Origin of the sequence: Amycolatopsis iheyensis (assembly GCF_024703995.1) — a bacterium.
In the GTDB taxonomy this organism is placed as follows: Bacteria; Actinomycetota; Actinomycetes; order Mycobacteriales; family Pseudonocardiaceae; genus Amycolatopsis; species Amycolatopsis iheyensis.
In genome coordinates, this window is the sequence record NZ_JAMXQV010000025.1 from 83858 (window position 1) to 103191 (window position 19334).

General features: G+C 72.5%; 9 protein-coding genes. 4 read left to right on the plus strand and 5 right to left on the minus strand.

What is annotated here, in order from left to right; all coding sequences use genetic code 11:
- Together M8542_RS37060 and M8542_RS50475 are read left to right on the plus strand one after the other, a co-directional pair.
- Positions 1-1065 (plus strand): methyltransferase, encoded by a 1065-nt coding sequence (locus tag M8542_RS37060; RefSeq protein WP_257925008.1) that lies wholly within the window; start codon positions 1-3, stop codon positions 1063-1065.
- A gap of 133 nt (positions 1066-1198) precedes the next feature.
- Positions 1199-1900: a response regulator transcription factor gene (locus M8542_RS50475; protein ID WP_257925009.1), complete on the plus strand. Its 702-nt coding sequence runs from the start codon at positions 1199-1201 to the stop codon at positions 1898-1900.
- 12 nt (positions 1901-1912) lie between these two features.
- On the opposite strand, the gene M8542_RS37070 is transcribed toward M8542_RS50475, so the two are convergent.
- The 4 genes from M8542_RS37070 to M8542_RS37085 all read right to left on the minus strand — a co-directional run bounded on the left by M8542_RS37070 (position 1913) and on the right by M8542_RS37085 (position 6500).
- Complete coding sequence (locus M8542_RS37070) at positions 1913-2488, minus strand: ATP-dependent Clp protease proteolytic subunit (RefSeq protein ID WP_257925010.1); 576 nt, start codon at positions 2486-2488, stop codon at positions 1913-1915.
- Positions 2489-2533: 45 nt separating this feature from the next.
- Positions 2534-3160, minus strand: coding sequence for an ATP-dependent Clp protease proteolytic subunit (locus tag M8542_RS37075; protein WP_257925063.1), 627 nt, complete (start codon positions 3158-3160; stop codon positions 2534-2536).
- Between the two features lie 208 nt (positions 3161-3368).
- Positions 3369-4415, minus strand: coding sequence for an amidohydrolase family protein (locus tag M8542_RS37080; RefSeq protein ID WP_257925011.1), 1047 nt, complete (start codon positions 4413-4415; stop codon positions 3369-3371).
- Positions 4416-4439: 24 nt separating this feature from the next.
- The gene (locus tag M8542_RS37085; protein ID WP_257925012.1) at positions 4440-6500 is read right to left on the minus strand and encodes an AMP-binding protein; all 2061 of its coding nucleotides are present in this window, start codon (positions 6498-6500) and stop codon (positions 4440-4442) included.
- A 268-nt stretch (positions 6501-6768) separates the two neighbouring features.
- Between M8542_RS37085 and M8542_RS37090 the strand changes: the two genes are divergently transcribed.
- The gene (locus M8542_RS37090) at positions 6769-7296 is read left to right on the plus strand and encodes a flavin reductase family protein (protein WP_257925013.1); all 528 of its coding nucleotides are present in this window, start codon (positions 6769-6771) and stop codon (positions 7294-7296) included.
- 7 nt (positions 7297-7303) lie between these two features.
- Here the strand turns inward: M8542_RS37090 and M8542_RS37095 are convergent, their stop codons facing one another.
- Positions 7304-8611, minus strand: a complete 1308-nt coding sequence (locus M8542_RS37095) for a cation:proton antiporter (protein ID WP_257925014.1) — start codon at positions 8609-8611, stop codon at positions 7304-7306.
- A 150-nt stretch (positions 8612-8761) separates the two neighbouring features.
- Here M8542_RS37095 and M8542_RS37100 point away from each other — a divergent pair, with 150 nt between their 5' ends.
- Positions 8762-19312: a non-ribosomal peptide synthetase gene (locus M8542_RS37100; protein ID WP_257925015.1), complete on the plus strand. Its 10551-nt coding sequence runs from the start codon at positions 8762-8764 to the stop codon at positions 19310-19312.
- The last annotated feature ends 22 nt before the right edge of the window (positions 19313-19334 follow it).

Below are 19334 nucleotides of genomic sequence, written 5' to 3' on the forward strand. Positions count from 1 at the left end.
ATGACCGACGTATCGGCAGGCGCGATGGAAGACCTGCGGTCGCTGGTCTACACCAGCTTCCGGTTCCCGTTCCTGCAGGCGGCCATGCGCCTGGGACTGTTCACCCTGCTGAAGGAGCGGCCCGCCAGCACCCGCGAGGAGATCGCGGACGCGCTGGGGCTGGCGGACCGGGCCGGGCACGTCCTGCTGCTGGGGTGCTGCGCGTTCGAGCTCGTGCGCAAGGACGGCGACGGCTACCACAACACCGCCACGACCGAACTGATCGCGGACGACCCGGACGGCTTCATGCCGGTCATCATCCGCTACACCCAGGAAATGCTGTACCGGCCGATGGGCCGGCTCTACGAATCGCTGGTGCACAACGAAAACGCGGGTCTGCAGCGCGAGCTGCTCGCCGGGTCCTCGGCGACCACGCTCTACGAACTGCTCGCCGAAGACAAGAACCTCGAGACGGCGTTCACCGCCATGATGGAGCACCACGGCCGAGCGGTGGTCCAGGACCTGATCGACGCCGTCGACTTCTCTTCCTACCGGCAGGTTCTCGACGTCGGCGGGGGAACCGGGACCAACGCGATCAGCTTCGCCCAGCGGTGGCCGCACCTGCGGGCGACGATCCTCGACCTGCCGAACGTGGCGAAGCTGGCGACCGACCGGATCGCCGAGGCCGGGTTGTCCGAACGCGTCCAGGCCGTCGGAACCGACATCATGCAGGACGAGTTCCCAGGCACGCACGACTGCATCGTGTTTTCGCGGTTCCTCGAGATCTGGTCCCCGGAGCGCGTCCGCGGGCTGTTCGAGAAGGCCTACCGGGCGCTGGAGCCCGGCGGTCACCTGCTGATCGTCGCCTGCGCCCAGAACGACGACGAGACCGGCCCGGCGCACGCCGCGTGGATGTCGGCCTACGTCCACGCGGTCGCCTCACCCGAAGGACGTTCCTACACGACCGCCGAATTCGAGAAGTGGTACACCGAAGCGGGTTTCGAGACCGTGGACCGGCAGTACCCGGGATTGTTCGACGTCATCATCCGGGCCCGCAAGCCCGCGGCGGCGCCGGACCGGGCTTGACAACGGCCGGCGACTGTCCTTTTAGGATGGACGAGCGTGGTGAACACCGCGCCGCAATGGGGAAATGGGGGATTCAGTGGCCTGTCGTAGCGTTCCGCGCGAAGCCGGCAAAGCGACTCTGGGAGCTGTCGAAGTGAGAAACGGTCAGACCGCCGCGGCTCAAGACCGCGTTGTCGAAGGTGTCGCCCGGCTGCGCGATGTCGAGCTGTCGGTGCTGGTGGCGCTTCCGAACGGCGTCTCGAGGTGGGGTCTCACGTACATGCTGCGCAGCCTTTCCCCGGTCAAGGCCGTCCACGGGTGCGCGAGCTTCCGCGAGGCGGTGACCCTGCTGGAAAACCGGACCTTCGACATCGTCCTGCTCTCCGCCGGCGCTTTGGACGAGTTCGAACAGGTCGCCGCGGTGGCGGCGAGGCGCGGGGTGAAAACGGTGGCCATGCTGCGGGACATCAGCGACGACGCGGTCGCGCAAGCGGCGACGCTGCCGGCCGAGGGATTCCTCCTGGAGTCCGCGGTCGAACCGAAGACGCTCGAGGACACCCTGCTGAGGTTGCAGCGCGGGGACATGGCGCTGCCGTCCTCGCTGGCCAGGAAGCTGTTCGCGGAGCTGCGCCGGCAAGGGCAGCCGCGAACGACCGACTTCCGCCTCACCCCGCGCGAGCGGCAAGCCCTCGGCCTGCTCGCCGAAGGGATGAGCAACAAGCAGATCGGCCGCCGGCTCGGCATCTCGGTGCACGGAGCCAAGCGGCACGTCGCCAATCTCCTGGCCAAGCTGAACTGCCCGAACCGGACGCTCGCGGTGGCCTACGCCATCCGGGACGGTCTGTTGAGCGAGTGAGCCGCGGTGGTCTCAGTTCGACTGGGGCGCGAACTTCCCGCCGACCACCACTTGGTCCACGATGCCGTAGGCGACCGAGGCGGCCGCCGAGAGGCGGTGGTGGTTGCGCAGATCGGCGGCGACCGCCTCCGGACGTTGCCCGGTCCGCTCGGCCAGCAACTGCACCATTTCCTCGCCCCAGCGCTCGTGCGCGGCCGCCGTCGGCTTCACGGGTTCCTCGGCGAACCCTTCCTCGGGGCCGGGCAGGCGCAGGACGACGTCCGAGTTCGGCAGCGCGTACCGCTTGCCCTTCGCCCCGCTGCACAGCACCATGGCCGCCACCGACCCCACCGCGCCGATGGCCAGGGTGGAAACCTCCGGCTTGATCCAGGTGATCATGTCGCAGATCGCGAACGCGGCCGACACGGAGCCGGCCGCGCTGTCGATGTAGATCTTGACCCCTTCGTCGGGGTCGGTGGCGTTCAGCAGCAACAACTGCGAGGTCACCGAGGTCGAGACGCTTCTGTCCAGCTCGCCGCCGATGATGACCGTCCGGTCGTCGAACATGTCGCTCATCAGCTTGTCCATCGCGCGGCTGTGCAAGGACATTCGTCGTCGCTCCTCCCGGCGCCCGGACCGCCGGACGTCACCCCATCAGCGTCCCGGCTGCGTGGGGTTCGTGGCCGACGTGTCGGACGCGCGCGTGATGACGTGGTCGACGAGCCCGTACTCCTTGGCCTCGTCCGCGCCGAACCAGCGGTCGCGCTCGGAGTCCAGCATGATCCGCTCGGGCGACTGCCCGCTGTGCTCGGCGATGAGCGAAGCCATGCGCTTCTTCATCCGGCGCAGCCGGTCGGCCTGGATCGCGATGTCGGACTCGCTGCCGCCGACGCCACCCAGGGGCTGGTGCATGAGGATCTCGGCGTTGGGCAGCGCGTAACGCTTTCCGGGGTGCCCGGCCGTGAGCAGGAACTGACCCATCGACGCGGCCATTCCCATGGCGTAGGTGGCCACATCGCACGAAATCAGGTTCATCGTGTCGTAAATGGCCATTCCCGCGGTGATGGAACCACCCGGGGAGTTGATGTACATCGCGATGTCGGCGCTGGGATCTTCGGCGGCCAGCAACAGCATCTGCGCGCAGAGCTTGTTCCCGATTTCGTCGTTCACTTCCTGGCCGAGCACGATGATCCGCTGCGCGAGGAGGCGGTCGTAGAGCGAGTCGCCCCAGGAAAGGCCGCTCACCGGGGTGGACGCGGTGGGGTGGCCGATCCCGGCCATGAACGGCGCCGCGGCCTGCCGCTGCTCGAACTTGTCCATGTGTCGCTCTCCTTCGTTACCGCATTCCAACCTGCGAACCTCACTCTAGTCGTGATCTCACCGGCGGGTGCTTCCGGCACTGCCGGTTCGCGGAGAGCGGACGTCCCGGGCCTCGGCTTTCCCGGCCCCCGCCGTCCGTGTGGGTGACCAGTGCGACTGTCACCGAGAGCTACCGTGGCACCCCCGTGGGGAGACGGTGCGTGACCGTGTCGACCACCCGCGCGAGCACCAGGGACCCGGCGAACCGCCCGGGCTCCAGGTCGAGGCCGCCGGGCACCCAGCACGGCGGGACGGGACCGCCCGGGCCGGTCATGGCGGTGAGCACGTCGTCCGGGGAGAGCCCGGTGGCCAGCAGCGCGGTGACCTCGCGGGGGTTGACTCCCAGTGGCAGCGGTCCGTTGCCCAGGTCCGTTCCATAGTGGACGACCCCGCCGTGTTCGAGGAACCGCCTGAGGTTGCCCGTCGCGGTGCGCAGCTGCCGGGTGTCGGCGCCGTACCCGTGGATGTCGAGTGTGCTGACCCACACCGTGCCGCGGGCCAGGTCGGCCACCAGGGCGTCGTCGATCTGTTCGGTCCACGGCGTGTGCGCGAGCCGGTCGACGCCGCTTTCGGCGGCGAGCCGGGTGGTGGCCGGGCCTTCGACGTGGGCGACGACGTCGAGGCCGGCGGCGTGCGCGGCGGTGACGATCGCCACGAGCACGGCGGCGGGGAACACCGGGCCGGCGTCGGAGTTCAGCGCGACCTTGATCGCCTGCGCGCCGGCCTGGCGCTGCTCGCCGACGGCGGCCTCGGCGTCGAGGGGCGAACGCACTTCGCGGAAGCTGCCCGGCGCGGCCCAGGACCGGTCGCCCGGGTACCCGCGCGGGGCCGTCAGGAACGCGCCGACGACCCGCATCCCCGGCAGGCTCGCGGGATCGGCCCGGCGGTGGGCTTCGAGCACTTCGGGGGCGCTGCCGAGGTCGTGGACCTCGGCGATCCCGCCGGCGCGGACCTCACGCAGGTCCACCAGCCCGCAGTGCACGTGCGCGTCACGCAGGCCCGGCAGGACGGTGCCGCCGAGCCGGCGCACCCGGGCCCCGGCCGGCACGGCCCCGGTGGCGACCGGCCCGGCCGCGGCCGGAACGCCGTCACGCAGGCGCAGCGCGCACCGGCCGAACCGGCGCCCGGCGCCCCACCAGGCGGAGTCGGCCAGCAGCCACTCTTCGGCGATGTCCATGGGTCTCCAGTCCGCTCTCGGGGGTCAGCTCGACGGTCCGGTGAGCTCCCGCAGCACCGCGGCGGCCAGGTCGGCGAGGGTGGCGCGCAGGAACTCGGCCATCGGCAGGGAGACGCCGTAGCCGTGCTCGACCTCGTGGCGCAGCTTGATCATCCGCACCGACTCCAGGCCGAGGCCGATCAGCGGCCGGTCGTCCGGCAGCGTCGCCGGGTCCACGCCGAGCAGGGTCGCGATCCGCCTGCGCAGTTCGGTGGTGACGGCGGGCACCCGGGCCTCGGCGGGCAGCGCGAGCAGCAGGCCGCCCGCGGCCGAGGGGGCGACGTCGGGTGCCGCGGCCGCCGCCGTGCTCCGGCCGACCGGGACGAGGCTGCCCTCGAGGTAGGCGTCGCGGGTGCCCCGCCGGCGGACCTTCCCGCTCTGCGTCCGCGCGATCGCCGCGGGTTCGACGAGGACGACGTCGTGCACGTCCACGCCGTGCGCGCTGGTCACCCCGAGCCGGATCCGCTCGGCGAGCACGTCCGGGCCGGCCGCGGTGTCACCGGGCGCCACCGCCTGCACGACCACGAGCCGCTCGCCGTCCGGCGCGTCGACGGAGAAGGCCGCGCCGGGCCGGGTGGCCAGCGCGGGCTCGACCCGCCGGACCGCCTCTTCGACGTCCTGCGGGTGGAGGTTGCGGCCGCTGATGATGATCAGTTCCTTCAGCCGCCCGCAGAGCACGAGGTCGGTGCCGTGGAAGAAGGCCAGGTCGCCGGTCCGGACGAACGGGCCGTCGCCGTTCGCCAGCGTGCCGCCGAAGGTCTCGGCCGTCTCCGCCGGGCGGTTCCAGTACCCCTGGCAGACGACCGGCCCGCTCACCCACACCTCGCCCACCCGGCCGGCGGCGCACTCCGTGCGGGACCCGGGGTCCACGACGAGCACCCGCCCGAACGGCCCGGCGCCCCCGCAGCCCACGAGCTCCTGGGTGCGCACCGCCGTCCCGGGCGGCACGGGTTCGGCGCGTCCCCGCTCCAGCGCCGCGGCGTCGAGGACGACCCCCAGCGAGGCGGGTTCACGCTTGCCCACGACGATCTGCATCGTCTCGGTGAGGCCGTAGGCCGGGAACAACGCGGAGCGGCGGAACCCGGCCGGGCCGAAGGCGCGGGCGAACCGGTCCAGCGTGGCTTCCTGGACCCGCTCGCCGCCGATGAGGGCGACGGCCCAGCCGGACAGGTCGAGCCCGGCCCGCCGGTCCTCGCCGATCGACTTGACGCACTGCTCGTAGGCGAAGTTCGGCCCGCCGCTGAACACCGGTCCCGGGGTCGCGGAGATCGCCGCGAGCCACCGGAAGGGGTCGGCGACGAAGTCCTCCGGGGTCATCAGCACCGCCTCACCCCCGACGAGCTGGGCGAGCAGCAGCTGCCCGAGGCCGAGCGCGTGCAGCGGCGACATCCAGCAGACGACGTTCCCGCCCGGCGGCAGCCCGGTGAGCGCGCGGAAGTTGGCGATCTGGGCGGAGAGGTTGCCCACCGACACGGCCACCCCCTTCGGGCGGCCGGTCGAGCCCGAGGTGTACTGCAGGAGAGCCGGGTCGTCGCCGGCGACCTCGGGCGGCACCCACTGCCACGCCTGGTCTTCGTCCGGAGCGTCGACGGTGAGCCAGGTCACCGGCGGCGCGGCGGCCGGGTCCCACCGGTCCCGCAGCGCCGGCGCGAGCACGTCGGTGGTGAGCACGACGGTCACTTCGGCGTCCGCGGCCACCGCGAGGAGCCGCCCGGCCGCGTCTGTGGAGACGTCGGGCGAGCACGGCACGGCCACCGCGCCCGCGTACACGCAGCCGGCGAAGCCCGCGAGGAAGTCCGGGCCGGGCGGCAGCACCAGCAGGACGCGCGCTTTCTCGCCGCCGGCCCGCTGCAGTGCCGCCGCGATGGTGCGGGCGCGCAGATCCAGCTCCGCCCGGGTGAGTGCTTCGCCGCGTTCACCGGGGGTGTGGCCGGGTGGCAAGAACCGAAACGCGATGGCGTCCGGCGCACTCTCGGCGTTGTCGCGCAGCACTTCGGCGAGGGTGCCGATCGCGGCGTCCGGGGGTTGGGCGGCGAGGTCGGTCATGCGGGCTCCTGTCCGTCGTGCCCCGTGTCAGCCGAGGATCCGGGGCCGGGCCGGATCCGGCCAACCCCGGACGGTGCGGCCGATCGGGCACCGGCGGGGTAGCCGTTCGGCGACGGCCCGGTGGCGGAATACCCGGCGGCCACGGGAAAACGTGCCGCTCCGGGGTGGACGGCGGGGGAGCCGAACAGGCACTACCGGCGCACTTTCCGCGCTATATCGTGGAGATCGCGGCGATAGAGCGGATCACGAACGCCAAGGGAGCCAACCGATGCCAGAGCCCGCACCGGCCCGTGCCCTCGACGACCCGGTGACCACTCAGGACCCGGCCGCGTTCCGGGAGCTGATGAGCGCGTTCCCGACCGGGCTCGCGGTGGTCACCGCGATGGACGGCGCCGGCCGGCCCCACGGGTTCACCTGCTCGTCGCTCTGCAGCGTCGGGGTGGCGCCGCCGACGCTGCTCGTCTGCGTCTCCCACCGCAGCGCGACCCTCTCGGTCATCCGGGACCGGGGCCGGTTCGCGGTCAACCTGCTCCACAGCAACGCCCGGCACGCCGCCGAAATCTTCGCTTCGGGCCGCCCCGAACGGTTTTCCGCGCTGCCGTGGACGCCGACGTCTCGGCTCGGACTGCCCCACCTGGTGACGCACGCCCACGCCATCGCGGAGTGCGCGGTCACCCAGACCATGGCGGCGAGCGACCACGTGATCGTGCTCGGCGAAGTCGTGGCGATGGCGCACCGGCAGGCGCCGCCGCTGCTCTACGGCCTGCGCCGGTACGCCGCGTGGCCGGGAGCGTGACCCCGGATCAGTCGCGGCGGCCGGTGTACTCCCGCTCCCGCTCGATCTCCACCGCCGTCTCCGGAACCCCGCGCGTCGAGTGGCGCAGCAGCGGGGGAGCCATCACCGAGGTCAGCACGGCCACCAGGACGACGATCGTGTAAGTGGCGGTCGTCAGCACGCCGAGCTGGAGGCCGACGGTGGCGACCACGATCTCCACCACCCCGCGGGCGTTGAGACCCGCGCCGATGGCCACGGACTCGAGGTGGTCGAGGCGGGCGATCCGGGCGCCGAGGTAGCCGCCGGCGAACTTCGTCACCACCGCCACCAGCACCAGCACCACCGCCGCGAGCAGCACCGGGGGCCGGCCCAGCGCCGACAGGTCCACCTGCAGCCCCGCGGTCGCGAAGAACAAGGGCGCCAGCGTGGACAGCACGAACGGGCGCATCGAGTCGAGGAACCCGCGGGCCGCGCCCCCGAGCGAGCCGATCACCGTGCCGCACAGGAACGCGCCCAGGATCGGTTCCATGCCCAGCGCCTGGGTGCCCGCCGCGAACAGCATGATCAGCACCACCGCGGTGGCGACACCGGCACCCGGCTGGTGCGCCCGCTCGGCCGGGCGCAGGAGCAGCCGGACGATCGGCCGCGCCGCCACCAAGGTGAACACGAGCACCGCCACGAGGTAGCCGACGGACTCCAGGACCATCCCGGCCCGCAGGCCCTTGGTCACCATCGCCGACACCACCGACAGCAGCAGCCACCCGACGATGTCGCTGATCGCCGCCGCGCCGATGATGACCTGACCGACGTTGCGGTGCAGCAGCCGCATGTCGAGCAGGGTCTTGGCGATCACCGGGAGCGCGCTGACGGCGACCGCGACCCCGACGAACAGCGCGAAGGCGTGCCGGTCGGCGGCGGCCGCCATCAGCGAGTCCGGCAGCAGGAAGCCGAGCCCGAAGCCGGCCGCGAGGGGCAGCAGCACGCTGCCCAGGCTGACGATGCCGATCTGCCCGCGCCGGCGCCGGATCAGCCCGAGGTCGATGTGCGCCCCGGTGATCGCGACCAGCAGCAGCACGCCGAGCTGCGCCACCGCGGTGAGCAGGTGCGTCTGCGCCGGGTCCCGCGGCAGCAGCCAGTGGGACACCGGCAGCTGCCCGAACAACGACGGGCCGAAGAGGACACCCGCGGTCAGTTCGCCGACCAGGGCCGGCAGGGACAGCCGGCCGGCGAGCCTGCCGAGCACCACCGCGGCCGCCAGCAGCACCCCGATCTGGAGCAGGAAGACCAGCATCTGGTGGGCGCCGATCGAGGGGACGGGACCTGCCGCGAACGTCATCGGGTTCCTTCCGCTCGATTCCGCTCGATTCTGGTTTCCGCGGTCGGGCCCGGGAAAGGGGCGCGAACGGCTCGGTGCCCGGATGGGCACCTCCGAAGGGCACGCCAGCGAGACGGTGTCGCGCTCTCCCCGACCTGTCAGCATCTTCGAATGCGGGACGCCAGCAGGGATCTTCGGGAAATCGCTCGCCGGTACGACGCCGGTGAGCTGTCGACGACGGAGTTGCGCGCCGAGCTGGCCGCGCCCGCGAAGCTCCCGCTGTCGGAGGGGCAGCGTGGCTTGTGGGCACTGCACAAGATGGAGCCGGAGACCTACTCCTACAACGTTCCGGTCTGCTTGTCGTGCACGGACGTCGACGCCGTCCTGCTCGAGAAAGCGCTGCACGACACGGTTTCGCGGCATCCGATCCTGGCGTCCGCGGTGCGCGAAGACGACGACGGGCCGCACCTGGTGTCCCTTGGCGCCGGCCGCTTCCGGGTCGAGCGCGCGGACATCTCCGACGTGCCCGCCGACGGCGTGCTCGATCACCTGAAGGAGCGGGCCAAGCAGCCGTTCGACCTCGCGGACGGACCTTTGGTGCGCGTGTCGGTGCTCACGCGCGCCGAGGCCGAGGTCTACGTCCTCGTGGTCGTGCACCACGTCATCCTCGACGGGCCGTCGTTGTGCCTCGTGCTCGACACCCTGCTGCACGCCTACCGGGCTCGGGTCGAGGGCCGGGAGCCGCCCGCCGGACCGGATGCCGCGGACTACGGCGAGTTCGTCGCGTGGGAGCGGGACTTCCTCGATGGCGAGCCGGCCCGCCGCGACCGGGACTTCTGGCGGCGGGAGCTCGCCGGGCGGGTCCCGCTCACCGGCCTGCCCACCCACGCGACCCTTCCCCCCGACGCGCCGCACGAAGGCGAAGTCCACGCCGCGCGGCTCTCCCGCGAGCAGGCCGACGCCGTCACGGCGTTCGCGGCGGCGCACGAGGTCGTGCCGGCCGTCCTCCTCCTGGCTGTCTTCAAGACCTTGCTGTACCGGTACACCGGGCAGGAGGACATCGTCGTCGGGATGCCGGTGGCCGCGCGCCCTTCGGGCCGCTTCGAGTCGACCGTCGGCTACTTCGTCAACGTCCTGCCCATCCGGAGCAAGCCGGCCGACGACCTGGCCGTGCCGGAGTTCGCCCGGCGCCTGCAGGCCACGGTGTTCGAAGCCCTCGACCGCGCGTCCTACCCGTTCCCGCGCATCGTGCGCGAGACCGGTGACCGCGGCGACCTCCGCTCACCGGTGTTCCAGGCCGTCTTCAACTACCAGAACTTCTCGCTCACCGGCCGGCTCGGCGAACTGGCCGCCGAGCTGCGCGACACGTGGTCGTTCCAGGTCGTCGCGGGCCTGCACCAGCTGGGCGAATACGACCTGACGCTGGACGTCGTCCCCGGCGACGGGTTCGAGCTGTACTGGAAGTACCACCCGGGCGCGTTTTCCGCCGCCACCGTCGCGGGCCTGGCCGACCACTTCGGCGTGCTGCTCGACGCCCTCCTCGCCGGGGACGGGCCCATGCAGCTCGGCCGGGTGCGGATGCTGGCTCCGGCGGAGCGACGGCTCGTCTTGGACGAGTGGAACCGCACCGACGTCGAGTACCCCGGGGACCGGACGGTCTGGGAGCTGTTCGCCGAGCGGGCGGCCGCGCACCCGGACCGGCCCGCGGTGAGCTGCGGGGACCGGACCCTGACCTACGGCGAGCTCGCGGACCGCGCTTCGGCGCTGGCCGAGGCGTTGCTGCGCCGGGGAGTCCGGGCCGGCGACCGCGTCGGCGCGAGTTTCGAGCGGACGCTCGACCTGAGCGCCGGCCTGCTCGCGATCATGAAGACCGGTGCGGCGTACGTGCCGCTGGACCCGGGCCTGCCGGCCGAGCGCCTGTCGTACCTGGTCGAAGACAGCGGCGCCGGACTGGTCGTCTGCGACGAGGCGTCCGTGGCCGCACTGTCCGATGTGGACCTCCGCGGCGCCGCGCTGCACGTGCTCGACCGGCCGGACGTCCCCGCCGCCGAGCCCGGGGACGCGGTCGCGCGGCCGGGCGCGGCGTACGTCATCTACACCTCGGGCAGCACGGGAAAGCCCAAGGGCGTGGTGGTTTCCCACCGGTCGCTGACCAACCTGCTGCTCTCGGTGGGGCGGACGCTCGGGATCACCCCGGACGACCGGCTGCCCGCCATCGCCACCTACAGCTTCGACATCGCCGCCCTGGAGCTGTTCCTGCCGCTGATCACCGGCGGCCAGTGCCGCATCCACGACGCGGCGACGGTCAAGGACGCCACCCTGCTCGCCGCCGAGCTGACGCGGTGGGGCCCGACCGTCGTGCAGGCCACGCCGGTCACCTGGGCCATGCTGCTGCGCGTCGGCTGGCGCAACACCGGCGGCGCCAAGGTGCTCTGCACCGGGGAAGCGCTGCCGGAGCACCTGAAGGACCGGCTCGTGGCCCTCGGTGCGGCGTGGAACCTCTACGGGCCCACGGAAACCACGCTCTACTCGTCGATGAAGCGGCTTGGTGCCGACGAGCCGGTGACCATCGGGACGCCGGTCGCGAACACCCGGTTGTACGTGCTCGACCGGCACGCGCAGCCGGTGCCGGTCGGGGTGCCGGGGGAGCTGTGCATCGCGGGCCACGGCGTGGCGCTGGGGTACCACGGGAAGCCGCGGCTGACCGCCGAACGGTTCGTCGAGGACCCGTTCGTGCCCGGCGGGCGGATGTACCGGACCGGCGACGTCGTGCGCCGGCTGCCGAACGGCGAGCTGGTCGTCCTCGGCCGGATGGACGACCAGGTCAAGCTCCGCGGCTACCGGATCGAGCCCGGCGAGATCGAGGCCGCGCTCGACGGGCACCCGGACGTCGCCGCGAGTGTCGTGGTGGTCGAGCGCGACCGGCTCACGGCGTACCTCACGCTGCCCGGGGGCGCCCTCGACGAGAAGGCACTGCGCGCGCACCTGGAGAAGACCCTGCCCGCCTACATGGTGCCCAGTGCGTTCGTGGTGCTGGCTTCCTTCCCGCTGACGGCCAGCGGCAAGATCGACCGGGCGCGGCTGCGCGGCGCCGGCGACCGGACTCCGGCTGCTCCGGCGCGGGACGCCTCCGGTTCGTCCCGGGCCGAGCGGGCCCTGCGCAGGATCTTCACCGCGGTCCTCGGCCGCGACGACATCGACCGCGAGGGCGGCTTCTTCGACGCGGGCGGGGACTCCTTCTCGGCCATCGAAGTGGTGACCGAGATCAACCGCGTGTTCGGCCGCGACCTGCGGCCGACCGCCCTGTTCGCGCACGCGTCGATCGCGGCCATGGCCCGGCACCTGGAAGAGCCCGCGGCCGCCTCGCGGGACGTCGCCGCGCCTGCCGCCGTCGATCGCGAGTACCTCGACGACGCGGTGGCGGTGGTCGGCATCTCCTGCCGGTTCCCCGGCGCGGGTGACCACCGGGCGTTCTGGACCGACCTGAAGGACGGCAAGGCGGGCAACGCGTCCTGGTCGCCCGAGGAGCTGCGCGCCCTCGGCGTGCCCGACGAGCTGGTCGGCCGCGCCGGGTACGTGCCGCACCGGCCGGGGATCGAGGGCACGGCGGAGTTCGACGCGGCGTTCTTCGGGATCTCGCCGCGCGACGCCGAGTTCATGGACCCGCAGGGCAGGCTCCTGCTGCTGCACGCGTGGAAAGCGCTGGAGGACGCCGGCCACCGGCCGGAGGACGTGCCCCGCACCAGCGTCTTCACGTCGGTGAGCAACAACTTCTACCAGGCTCTGCTGCCGAGCCTGATGGAGAACGCCGCCGGGACCCGGGTGCTGGCCAGCACCGAGAGCTACGCGGCGTGGCTGCTGGCTCAGGGCGGCACGGTCCCCACGATGATCTCGAGCCGGCTCGGGCTCGGCGGCCCCAGCATGGCGGTGAGCAGCAACTGCTCGTCGGCGCTGAGCGGCCTCCACCTGGCGTGCCAGGGACTGCGTTCCGGCGAGGCCGACCAGGCCGTGGTCGGCGCGGCCAGCCTCGGGTCCACGATGGAGCTGGGTTACGTGCACCAGCCGGGCCTGAACTTCTCCAGCGACGGCCGGTGCCGCGCGTTCGACGACGCGGCCGACGGCATGACCGGCGGCGAAGGCGTCGGCGTGGTCGTGCTCAAGCGCGCCCGCGACGCGATCGCCGACGGCGACCACGTCTACTGCCTGATCCGCGGGGTGGCGGTCAACAACGACGGCGGCGCCAAGGCCGGGTTCTACGCCCCGAGCGTGCGGGGCCAGGCCGACGTCATCCGCGCCGCCCTGGACGCCTCGGGCGTGGACCCCGAGACGATCCGGTACGTCGAGGCGCACGGCACGGGCACCAAGCTGGGCGATCCCGTCGAGGTCGAAGCGCTGACCGAGGCGTACCGGCACTACACGGACCGGCGGGGCTACGTCGGGATCGGCTCGGTCAAGAGCAACATCGGCCACCTTGACGCCGCCGCCGGGATCGCCGGCCTGATCAAGCTGGCCCTGAGCCTCCACCACGGCGAAGTGCCGAAGACACTGCACTGTTCCGTGCCGAACCGGGCCATCGACTGGGCGAATTCGCCGTTCTTCGTGACCGACCGGAATCTTTCGCTGGAATCGAGTGGGGCAGAGCCGGTGCGGGCGGGGCTCAGCTCGTTCGGCATCGGCGGGACCAACGCGCACGCGGTGCTCGAACGCGCGGACCTCGGGGTGTCGCCATCGGCGGAGGGACCGCACCTGGTGGTGCTGTCGGCGCGGGACGGTTCCCGGCTCGAAGCGCTCGCCGGGGAGTTCCTGTCCTTTCTGCCCGGGTATGCGGCCGACGGCGGTGACTTGGCCTCGTTGGCGTACACGCTGCAGGTCGGACGGCGGCCGATGGCGGTCCGGATGGCGTTCGTGGTCGACGGCTTCGACGAGTTGATCGAGCAGCTCGAGTCGTGCGCGGCGGGTCACGTGCCCGACGGGGCCTTTGGTGGCAGCGCCCGGCGGGGCGACGACGAGCTGGTCTCGCTCTTCGCCCGGACCGCGCAGCTCAAGGAGCTCGGGGCGGACTGGGTCGAGCGTGGGGACTGGGAGAAGGTCGCGGCGCTGTGGGTGAGCGGCATCGACGTCGAATGGGACCGCTATTACGGCCCGACCCCGCCGCGGCGGGTGAGTTTGCCGACATATCCGTTCGACACGAAGCGGTTCTGGCCTGCTACGACGCAGAACCCGCCTACCGCTCCGCCTGTCGCCTCGCCTGCCACCCGGCTCGCGACACCGCCTGCCGCCTCACCGGCCGCCCAGCCCGAGGCCGCGCCGGCCACCTCGCCTGGATCGTCCGGTGCAGAAGCCCTGCTCGTGGCCGCGGCGGGCGCCGATGGCGTCGACCGGTTCCTGGCGCGCCGCCGGCAGACCACCGCCGAGATGAACGCGATCCTGCGCCGGCTGCTGGTGGCCCAGCTGTGGTCGGCCGGGGTGTTCCGGGAGCCGGGGCGGCGTGGCGTGCTCGCGACCAGCCACGCGAAGTGGTTCGACCACACGGTGACCGTGCTGGCGGACGAGGGCGAGCTCAGCCGCGCCGGCGACCTCCCGCGGACCCCGGACCTCGACGGCGCGTGGCGTGCCTGGCGCGCGTGGACGGCCGCGCACGAAGGCGATCCGGAGCTGGCGGCCAAGACCACGGTGACCACCCGCTCCCTCGAAGCGCTGCCGGACATCCTGGCGGGCCGGTCGACGGCCACGGCCGTCCTGTTCCCCGGCGGGTCCTTCGACCTCGTCGAGGCGGTGTACAACCGGAACATCGCGTCCGACTACTTCAACTGCGCGCTGGCGGACGAGGTGCGCGCCGAGGTCGGCAGGCTGCGCGGCGACGCGCGTTCCGGCCTCCGGATCCTCGAGGTCGGCGCCGGGACGGGCAGCGCGAGCAAGTGGATCTTCGAACGGCTGGCCGACGTCGAAGGGGAGATAGCGGAATACTCGTACACCGATATATCCAAGGCGTTCCTGAACGCCGCGGAGAAGCGCTTCTCCCGACATCACTCCTATCTCACCTATCGGGTCTTCGACGCGGAGCGGTCGCCGGCCTCGCAGGGATTCGCGGTCGGGGAGTACGACGTCGTCGTCGCCAACAACGTGCTGCACGCCACCCGGGACATCACCGAGACCGTCGAGCACGTCCGGGCGCTGCTGCGGCCCGGCGGGGTCCTGCTGCTGAACGAGGTCACCGCCAACGAGTGGTGGGCGCACCTCGCGTTCGGGTTCCTCGACGGCTGGTTCCGCCACGCCGACGGCCGCCGCATCCCTGGCGGGCCCGCGTTGTCGGCGGACTCGTGGCGCGAGGTGCTGCGCGGCAACGGGTTCGACGCGGTCGGTGTCCTGGGCGGACCGGCCAGGGAGCTGGGGATGCAGATCGTCTCGGCGCGAGCGAGCCACCCCACCGAGCCGGAACGCCCGACGGCGGAGTACGTCGAGGACGCCCTGGCGCGCTGCCTGGTGGAGTCGCTGAAACTGACGAGGGACGAGCTGCAGCCCGACGCGCCGTTCGCCGACTACGGGCTGGACTCCCTCACCGGGGTCACCATGGTGGGGATGCTCAACGAGGCGCTGGGCACCGACCTCGACGCCAGCGTGCTGTTCGACAACCCGTCGATCCGGCGGCTGACGAAGTTCCTCGTCGAGGAACACGGCGGCGACATCACCGCTCATCGGCCGAAGGACAAGCCGCGCGTGGAGGAGGTCCGGCCGCGGGAGATCGAGCCGCAGCCGGTCACCGGGTCATCCCGGTCGCCGGAGGCCCAGCCGACCCGTTCGCAGGAGACCGAACCGCCGCCGGCCACCGAAGCGCCCCGGCTGCGGGAACCCATCGCCATCATCGGGATGAGCGGCCGGTTCCCCAGCGCCCGGGACCTCGACGAGTTCTGGCGCCAGATGGCCGAGGGCCACGACCCGGTCACCCCGGTGACCCGCTGGGACCTCCCGGACGGGCAGACCACCTGCCGGCACGGCGGGTTCATGACCGGCATCGACGAGTTCGACCCGCTGTTCTTCGGCATCTCCGGCGCCGAAGCCGGCTACATGGAGCCGCAGCAGCGGCTGTTCCTCCAGGAGGCGTGGAACGCGCTCGAAGACGCGGGCCACGCCGGTGCGTCGATCGACCGGGAACGCTGCGGCATCTACGTCGGCAGCGGTGGTGGCGACTACTTCGACCTGACTTCCCCCTTCGCCTACCCCGCCCAGGCGTACTGGGGGAACATGAACTCGATGGTGCCGGCCCGGCTGGCCTACTACCTGGACCTGCACGGTCCGGCGATGACGGTCAACACGGCGTGCTCCAGTTCGCTCACCGCCGTTTACCTTGCGTGCCAAGGACTGTGGACGGGCGAGACCGACCTCGCGCTCGCCGGGGGCGTCGCCGTCCAGTGTTCGCCGCGGGTCTACGTCGCCGGCTCGCGGGCCGGGATGCTCGCGCCGTCCGGGCGGTCGCGCTCGTTCGACGCGGCCGCCGACGGGTTCGTCCCCGCGGAGGGGGCCGGCGTCATCGTGCTCAAGCGGCTTTCGGACGCCGAGGCCGACGGCGACCACATCCACGGCGTCGTCCGCGGCATCGGCCTCAACCAGGACGGCACCTCCAACGGCATCACCGCGCCGAACGGGAGCTCCCAGGAGAGCCTGATCCGGCGGGTCCACCGGGAGTTCGGGATCGACACCGCCGGCATCCAGCTCGTCGAGGCGCACGGAACGGGGACGAAGCTCGGCGACCCCGTGGAGTTCAACGCCCTGACCCGCGCCTTCCGTGCGACGACGGACAAAGCGCAGTTCTGCTCGCTGGGCTCGGTCAAGGCCAACATCGGGCACGCGCTGGAGGCGGCGGGCGTCGCCGGGATCATCAAGACCCTGCTGGCGATGAAGTACGGGACGATCCCCGGCCTGCTGCACTTCCGCGAGGCCAATCCCAGCGTCGTGCTGGCCGGCAGCCCGTTCTTCGTGCACACCGAGCCGCGGGACTGGGTGGCCCCACCGGGTGATCGCCGCCGCGCGGCGGTCACGTCCCTCGGGGCCAGCGGGACGAACGTCCACGCCGTCATCGAGGAGGCGCCGGCCCGGCCCCGGCGGGCCACGCCGGCCGGCCCTCGGCTGGTCGCGCTGTCGGCGCGGACGGACGAAGCCTTGCGGGAGCAGCTGACCCGCCTCGCCCGGCACTGCCGAGCGCACCCGGACCTCGACCTGGCCGACGTGAGCTACTCGCTTCTCTTGGGACGCAAGCACTTCCCGGTCCGCTGGGCCTGCGTCGCGAACGACCTGGCCGACTTGCAGCGCAAGCTCTCCGGCGAAGGCGAGCCCGGGCCGGCACCGGACGAAGAGCTGAGCCGCTTGGCCGCCGAGTACGTCGACGGCGGGACACCCGACTTCGCGGCGCTGTTCCGCGACGGCCACCGCGTGCCGCTGCCCGGCTACCCCTTCGAACGGGGCCGCTATCCGCTGCCGGACCGCCCGCGCTCCCCGGAACGCGTGGTGCTCACCGGGACCGAGTTCTTCCTGCGGGAGCACCGGGTGCGGGGCACGGCCATCGTGCCCGGGGCGATGTACCTCGAATGGGTCCGGGCCGCCGTCGCGCAGTCGGCCGGCGAGGTGGTCTGCTTGCGGGACATCGCTTTCCTGCGTCCGCTCGACGTCGTCGGAGGCGCCCGTGAGGTGCACGTCGCCGTGCGCGCGGACGGTGGGTTCCAGGTGTCCTCCACGGACTCGTCCGACACTCCGGTGACGCACTGCGAAGGCCGGCTCGCGACCGGCGAGGGCGCGGAACGGCGGACGCTCGACCTGCCCGCGCTGCTCCGGGACCTCCGGCGGACACCGATGGAGCCGGACCGCTTCTACGCGGAATACCGCGAACACGGTGTCGACTACGGTCCGGCGTTCCGAGGCTGCGTCGCCGGGTACGAAGGCGACGGAACCGTGCTCGCGCAGCTGGAACTGCCCGAGGGAGTGACCGGCGAGTTCCCCCTGCACCCGGTTCTGGTGGACTCGGCGCTGCAGGCCATGCGCCTGCTCCCCGGCACCGGCACCGGCGACGCCGAGGGCGGCCTGACGTTCGCCATCGAGCGGGCCGAGATCCTCCGGCCGTGCACCGCGAAGATGTGGGCCTGGATCCGCCGTGGGCCGGACGCCGGGCGCATCGACGTCGACCTGGCCGGCGAGAACGGCGAGGTGTGCCTGGCCCTGCGGGGGATCACGGTCCGCCGCGCCGGGGCCGAACCGGCGGCCCTGACCCTGCTCCCGTCCTGGGACCCGGTCCGCGAGAGCGACACCGGAACCTGGCCGTCGACCGCGGACGTCGTCGGCGTCGTCGCGGCGAGCCCGGCCGCGCGGGAGGTCCTCGCCGCCCGGTACCCGGCGGCCCACGTGCTGCCCGCCTACGGTTCGCAGCGCGAAATCGACGACGCCGTCCGGGACGCGCCCCTGTTCGACCACCTGATCTGGGTGGCGCCGGAACACGCGGCGGAGTCCTCGGCCGACCGTCTGATCGACGCCCAGTCCGCCGGCACGCTGCAGGTCTTCCGCACGGTGAAGGCGGTGCTCGCCGCCGGGTACGGCGACCGGCGGCTGGGGTGGACCCTGATCACGCACCGCGCGCACGCGGTGCACGAGACCGAGCTGATCGATCCCGCCCACGCCGGGATCGCGGGCCTGGCCGGCTCGACCGCCAAGGAGTATCCCTTGTGGACGGTCCGGGTCGCGGACGTCGAGGCGTACGACGACGACTCGCTGGCCGCCGTGCTGAGCCAGCCCGCCGACCCGGACGGCGACCTGCGGATCCACCGGGCCGGCACGTGGTACCGGCAGCGCCTGCTGCCCGTGCGGGCCGGCGCGCCGGAGTCGTCGCGGTTCCGCGAGGGCGGCACCTACGTCATCGCCGGCGGGGCCGGCGGGCTGGGCGTGGCCCTCACCGAGCACCTGATCCGCCGGTACCGCGCCCAGGTGGTGTGGCTGGGCCGACGACCCCGTGACGCGCGCGTCGAAGCCGCGATCGGCCGCGCGGCCGGTTCCGGTGGCCCGCCGCCGCACTACATCCGCGCGGACGCCACCAGCGCCGCCGCCCTCCGGGCCGCGCGGGCGGAAACCGACCGGCGGTTCGGCCCCGTGCACGGCGTCGTCCAGTCGGGGCTCGTGTTCGCGGGTGCGAGCCTGGCCAGGATGACCGAAGCGGAGTTCCACGACGTGCTGCGGAGCAAGGTCGACGCGAGTGTGCGGCTACTGGACGCCTGGGGCGGCGACTCGCTCGAACTGGCGCTGTTCCTCTCGTCGATCAACTCCTACCTGAAGGCCATCAAACAGGCGAACTACGCGGCCGCCTGCACGTTCATGGATTCGTTCGCCGCGACGGTGCCGCAGCGGCACGGGTGTGTGGCCAAGGTGATCAACCTGGGTTACTGCTTCACCAACGCGACGGACGGCGCCGGCCGCTCCACGCTGCTGAACACCGACGTCCCGCTCATCAGCCCGGACGAGTTCGTGGCCGCGGTCGAACGGCTCTGCGCAGGCCCGGCGAGCCGGCTGACCCTGACGAAGTCCGGCCCGGCCCGCGGGATCACCGTGGGCGACGACGAAGTCCTCCTGCTCCCGGACGGATCGCCGGCCGCGCCGCCGGCCGGTTCCCGGGCGCCGCGGGAGGAGTTCGACGACCTGGACGAGCTGCGCGCACGGGTCGCCGACCTGACGGCGCTGGCGATCTGACCGTGCGTACTGCGGAGGAACC

What these genes read in the sequence shown, in the direction of transcription:
- M8542_RS37075 (WP_257925063.1), bottom strand. Translation starts at nt 3,160, where the DNA reads ATGGCCGGGATCGGCCACCCCACCGCGTCCACCCCGGTGAGCGGCCTT.
- M8542_RS37085 (WP_257925012.1), bottom strand. Translation starts at nt 6,500, where the DNA reads ATGACCGACCTCGCCGCCCAACCCCCGGACGCCGCGATCGGCACCCTC.
- M8542_RS37090 (WP_257925013.1), top strand. Translation starts at nt 6,769, where the DNA reads ATGCCAGAGCCCGCACCGGCCCGTGCCCTCGACGACCCGGTGACCACT.
- M8542_RS37080 (WP_257925011.1), bottom strand. Translation starts at nt 4,415, where the DNA reads ATGGACATCGCCGAAGAGTGGCTGCTGGCCGACTCCGCCTGGTGGGGC.
- M8542_RS37060 (WP_257925008.1), top strand. Translation starts at nt 1, where the DNA reads ATGACCGACGTATCGGCAGGCGCGATGGAAGACCTGCGGTCGCTGGTC.
- M8542_RS37100 (WP_257925015.1), top strand. Translation starts at nt 8,762, where the DNA reads ATGCGGGACGCCAGCAGGGATCTTCGGGAAATCGCTCGCCGGTACGAC.
- M8542_RS37070 (WP_257925010.1), bottom strand. Translation starts at nt 2,488, where the DNA reads ATGTCCTTGCACAGCCGCGCGATGGACAAGCTGATGAGCGACATGTTC.
- M8542_RS37095 (WP_257925014.1), bottom strand. Translation starts at nt 8,611, where the DNA reads ATGACGTTCGCGGCAGGTCCCGTCCCCTCGATCGGCGCCCACCAGATG.